The following is a 5,235-nucleotide window of genomic DNA, read 5'->3' as shown; positions in this document are numbered from 1 at the left end:
CCTTCTTGTAGTACATCGCTTGGTACAAAAAACAAGGGCAACAAAGCCTGAAACTCCTGACTCCTGACTCCTGACTCCTGACTCCTACCCCCACCGAAAAACTTTTTCAGCAGACCCTAACTATTAATAGGGAGCTAACTGCGAAATTAGCCTACAAAACCTGAAAAAATCTCCCACAAACAGGGCGAGGACAAGCATGAATACAATTAGTAATTTTTTAGCTAGTGCTATTGTCGGCGGCTGGATTATGACCATGGCAGTTTTTGCTATTCAAAATATCCAACCAGTTTCTTTAAAGTTTCTACAATTTGAGTCAATTAAAGTACCTATCGGTGTTTTATTGGCTTTTTCTTTGGGAATTGGATTTTTTATGGCCGCATTTATCCCCGCTTTTTTGAGAAAGTCGAAAAAATCTCCTCGCAGTCGCTTTCCCCCACAACCGGGGTTAGACGAGTTTGATTTTTAGATAAGCTGTTCAGCATCTAAATACGGCGGTTCCTCTATCCATCTGGCACGGACAACTCCTTATTGGATAAGCCTTTCCACTTAGAAGATGTACCAGACTGAGCTTGAATCCGCCCTAGCGTATAACACTAAATCCAGTTATTAAAGACTGATTATTTATTCCCCCTTTTGCATCAGTGCCTCTTGCATGAGTGCCTGTCCTCATAAGTAGGATTTGCGGCAAAAAGTTTTTCGTGGGGGTAGGGTGTGGGGTGTAGGGTGTAGGGTTTTAGCGATTTTCATCTGGTCAATTACCTAATTTTCAGGGAAAAAGTCCCTGAATTTTCCCCCCAATCACTCCAATCGCTGGCACTTTGGGTTAGACGGAAGTTTCAATCCCTATTAGGGTTTAAGATTAATTGGAACCTGCAATTGTTGCGTTTTCCGCTTCGTAAAGAGCAGCGTTTCAATCCCTAATAGGGCTTAAGATTAATTGGAACATTTTTTGTGTTTTTGAGCGATTTCTTTGGCTTCCCCCGTTTCAATCCCTAATAGGGCTTAAGATTAATTGGAACTCTTGATATCGCTCAATTTCTGCCCAATGTCGAAGTTTCAATCCCTAATAGGGCTTAAGATTAATTGGAACTCGCTTACCCCCACCAACATCATCGCACTCGTTCGGCGTTTCAATCCCTAGTAGGGTTTAAGATTAATTGGAACTATCCGCCCCGGTTGGGACCAACAAGCCTGGGCAGTTTCAATCCCTAATAGGACTTAAGATTAATTGGAACGCTCTGGAATACAATCAAGAATCGCTGTCATTTTGTTTCAATCCCTAATAGGACTTAAGATTAATTGGAACTTAACAAATGTGTCTGGGTCTTTTAATGAAATGTCGTTTCAATCCCTAATAGGACTTAAGATTAATTGGAACTTTAACAGCCTCCAACGCTAATTTGCCCGTTACTGTTTCAATCCCTAATAGGACTTAAGATTAATTGGAACATATTTTGGCTACTCTAGAACATCGTAACATTGAGGTTTCAATCCCTAATAGGACTTAAGATTAATTGGAACATGATCAAATTCCGGAGGCCATTCTTAATCGGATCAGTTTCAATCCCTAATAGGACTTAAGAGGAACCGGTGTACAGAACAAAAACAGGAACCCCAAAAAACATCGGAGGAAAAAGTTTCAATCCCTAATAGGACTTAAGATTAATTGGAACTGGATAAAATACAGCGTCTCTCCGATTTTTCCCTGTGATCGTTTCAATCCCTAATAGGACTTAAGATTAATTGGAACTAGTATTAATGGTATTTGTGTAATCATTCAAAAAACGTTTCAATCCCTAATAGGACTTAAGATTAATTGGAACCATTCACCAACGAGTAAGATCGCTGATCTTTATCAGTTTCAATCCCTAATAGGACTTAAGATTAATTGGAACGTTCCGACGGCTTGAATTGGAATCCCCATCGCTTTAGCTGTTTCAATCCCTAATAGGACTTAAGATTAATTGGAACATTAAGCGATCGATGGTGGCTGTATTTTCAAGGTTGTTTCAATCCCTAATAGGACTTAAGATTAATTGGAACTACCGATTCAGATAATATAAATATCGACTTGCACGGTTTCAATCCCTAATAGGACTTAAGATTAATTGGAACTCGGCCATTATCTTTACTTCCAAAAAATAATTTTTTGTTTCAATCCCTAATAGGACTTAAGATTAATTGGAACAATTGATTTTGCCCGTCAAGAATTTATCAGCAATCCCGTTTCAATCCCTAATAGGACTTAAGATTAATTGGAACATTTTTTATTTCTGGTGCTTACGGATTTGGAGAAGGTTTCAATCCCTAATAGGACTTAAGATTAATTGGAACAAATCCAATTTGATATTCCAATTGTCGTAGATGGGAAGTTTCAATCCCTAATAGGACTTAAGATTAATTGGAACGCAAAAGGGCGAAGCACCATAGGATACGACAAAGAGTTTCAATCCCTAATAGGACTTAAGATTAATTGGAACTTTCCCTACAAATTCACCACTGGGAGTTAGCTGACTGTTTCAATCCCTAATAGGACTTAAGATTAATTGGAACGAGAAGACATTAATCGAGCCACCAGACGGAACAAAAGTTTCAATCCCTAATAGGACTTAAGATTAATTGGAACATTACTAATGTAATTAGAGAAAATCATCCGAACCATGTTTCAATCCCTAATAGGACTTAAGATTAATTGGAACCACGACTCCACTAAAAATTAAAGTTAGCGTCGATGTTTCAATCCCTAATAGGACTTAAGATTAATTGGAACGAGGGATATGCCGACACTTCATTGACGGTTAACGTTTCAATCCCTAATAGGACTTAAGATTAATTGGAACGTAGATAGATTGTTAATAAAGTGATCGACAATCAAGTTTCAATCCCTAATAGGACTTAAGATTAATTGGAACCCTCGGCCCGAAAGGTGAGCGCGGGCTGAAGGGCGTTTCAATCCCTAATAGGACTTAAGATTAATTGGAACTTTAAGTCGGTACAGTGAACCAATGTCTAACCCGATGTTTCAATCCCTAATAGGACTTAAGATTAATTGCTTCGATTCAGGCCCGACTAATGGCGAAATATCTCATGGTTTCAATCCTTAGTAAGGCTTAAGCTTAATTGCTTCCCAATAGCATTATCAAGTAAGTTTCAACCCCTAATAAGGCTTAAGCTTAATTGCTTCCCATCTTCCTTTAGCCCTTGATGTAAAAGGGTTTCAGGTAAGGATTGCGCCCCATTCGCTAAAATTCAGTTTTCAAGGTTCTGCTCGGTCTAAAAAATCAGTCTAGTAAATCCCAGATCGTAAGCTGGTCGGGGTTTTCGGGGATTGCGCCCCGCGATTTTTTAGGCTTTCGCTTGGATACCTTATCAGATAAGGCTTTTGGTTTGTTTTTGCCGTGGCTATCCCCGCACGGCTGAGGTGGGGCGGAAGAAAAAATAAGGGATTGCGAGCCATTCTCGGGCTGAGTGGGGGTGCGATTCCCTTCCTGCTTCATCTGCTTACTAATCGAGTGTTCGGCATTCTCTATCGGCGCTTCCCCGATAGACTCTTGATTTGCATCAAGATCAGGCGTAAATTCCCCTGCTAAACCAGGGTATTTTCCAATCATAGAGACAGGAAACTTGATTAAAGAGCTAATCGCTCTCAAAAACTCATCTCGTAAGCCACGGATCAAAATATTTGCGGCGGCATTCTGATCGGCGTGGGCTTCGTAACCACAGCTAACACATTTAAACTTCGATTGACTGACACGGTTAGCTTTATCAATATTACCACAATTGGGACAAGTTTGTGAAGTATGTTTAGGATTAACTCGGATTATTTTTCTGCCACGTTCGTTAGCTTTATTTTCAATAAATGTGCGAAGTTGACCAATAGCATTATCAAGTAATGCCTTATTTAATCCAGACTTTCTTTTTTTGCCATTTTGTTTATAGCCATCGCCGTCTTCTCTTTCTTTAGGTTTTGCGGCGGCTGTCATGTTTTTTAGTTTTAAATCTTCTAAAATAACTGATTGATATTCGCTGGTTATTTTATGGGCTAATTGAGCATTTCTCCCTTTTCGCTGACGAGCAATTTTCTCGTGAACACGAGCAAGTTTAGCGTAGGTTTTACGCTGATTATTAGAGTTATCTTTTTGCCTAGAAGCTTGGCGCTGTAATCGGTTAAGCCGCTTTTTCTGAATTTTTGCGTAGCGTTTAGCTTCTGATTGTCTTCCTAAATCATCGGTAAATATTGCCACAGCACCCATATCTAAACCAACACATTTATCGGATTCTTTATAGATCGTGTCGTCAGTTTCAACGGTTAACTGTAGATAATATCCCGTCGCTTTACGAGTAATTTTAGCCATTCGGGGAGCTTTCCCTTGCAATCGATCGAGTCCCCGTACTTTTAATAATCCTATCTTTGAAGAAACGATAACCCCGTTAGATTTAATTTTTATAGTTCCAGGTTGACCATTAACAAGAGTCTCCACTTTATCCCGTCTTCCTTTGAATCTGGGAATCCCCCGAATGCCTTTTTTAGCGGCATCATAAGCGGTTTTAATCACACTTTTAAAAAAGCCTTTTTTAAACTCTGTTTCAATTTCACCGATAAATTTTGCCGTATTTTCTCGAAAGTAAAAAGCAAGTTTCTTTCTGTTGAGATAATTAACAGCATCCTTGTCAATATTTTCGGCATTCATAAAACGACGGATAGGAATAGCATCTAAGGGAGTATATTCTTTTCCGTTGCTTGTCTTTTTAAAATATCCAATTTTGCAGCAAGGATTACCGATTAAAAGCTTTTTCTCTTTATCTTTTAGGGATTTAAACTCTTTTTCGTCGTAATGCCCAGAATAACTTAACTCCCATATTTCAGGGCTAAACTCATCAAATTTATGTTTTTTGCGATAATATCTTTGTTTTGATTCTTCCTTAAGTGCGATCGAAAGATTCCAGAGTAACTTACACGCAGCCAAAGACTGATCAATTTTGCTGACCTGTTCTTCGGTGGGATGAATTTTAAACTCTAGGACTTTCATGTTAGGCTCAAAAATCAAATACTTTTATACTAGCTTTAGTTTAGAGCTATGTCAAATAACAAATTCTGCATTCTAAGGGCAAGGCCCTTGACATCCTCACCGCCGTAAACGGACGGTGATTCCCAAACCTCACGATTTAGGTTTCTGCTTCTTTCCCTTGCGGGGTTCCGCACCTGCCTTAACAGAGTAAATCTGTTCTGGTCTT

General features: G+C 39.1%; 2 protein-coding genes and 1 CRISPR repeat array. Of the genes, one reads left to right on the top strand and one right to left on the bottom strand.

The window, feature by feature from the left end; all coding sequences use genetic code 11:
* Positions 1-196: 196 nt before the first annotated feature.
* A complete protein-coding gene (locus EWV84_RS16960; RefSeq protein ID WP_286826666.1) occupies positions 197-466 on the top strand; it encodes a lipopolysaccharide assembly protein LapA domain-containing protein in 270 nt (89 codons plus the stop codon).
* Between the two features lie 367 nt (positions 467-833).
* Positions 834-3,184: a CRISPR direct-repeat array (repeat unit 37 nt; unit sequence GTTTCAATCCCTAATAGGACTTAAGATTAATTGGAAC).
* A gap of 97 nt (positions 3,185-3,281) precedes the next feature.
* Here the strand turns inward: EWV84_RS16960 and c2c8 are convergent.
* Positions 3,282-5,030, bottom strand: a complete 1,749-nt coding sequence (c2c8, locus tag EWV84_RS16955; protein ID WP_287078945.1) for a type V CRISPR-associated protein C2c8 — start codon at positions 5,028-5,030, stop codon at positions 3,282-3,284.
* Between the last annotated feature and the right edge of the window lie 205 nt (positions 5,031-5,235).

The sequence above is a fragment of the Microcystis sp. M_QC_C_20170808_M3Col genome, assembly GCF_007095505.1.
In the GTDB taxonomy this organism is placed as follows: Bacteria; Cyanobacteriota; Cyanobacteriia; order Cyanobacteriales; family Microcystaceae; genus Microcystis.
This window is presented reverse-complemented; position numbering and strand designations above follow the sequence as displayed.

Coding starts and splice junctions, on each gene's coding strand:
- EWV84_RS16960 (WP_286826666.1), top strand. CDS start 197: ATGAATACAATTAGTAATTTTTTAGCTAGTGCTATTGTCGGCGGCTGG.
- c2c8 (WP_287078945.1), bottom strand. CDS start 5,030: ATGAAAGTCCTAGAGTTTAAAATTCATCCCACCGAAGAACAGGTCAGC.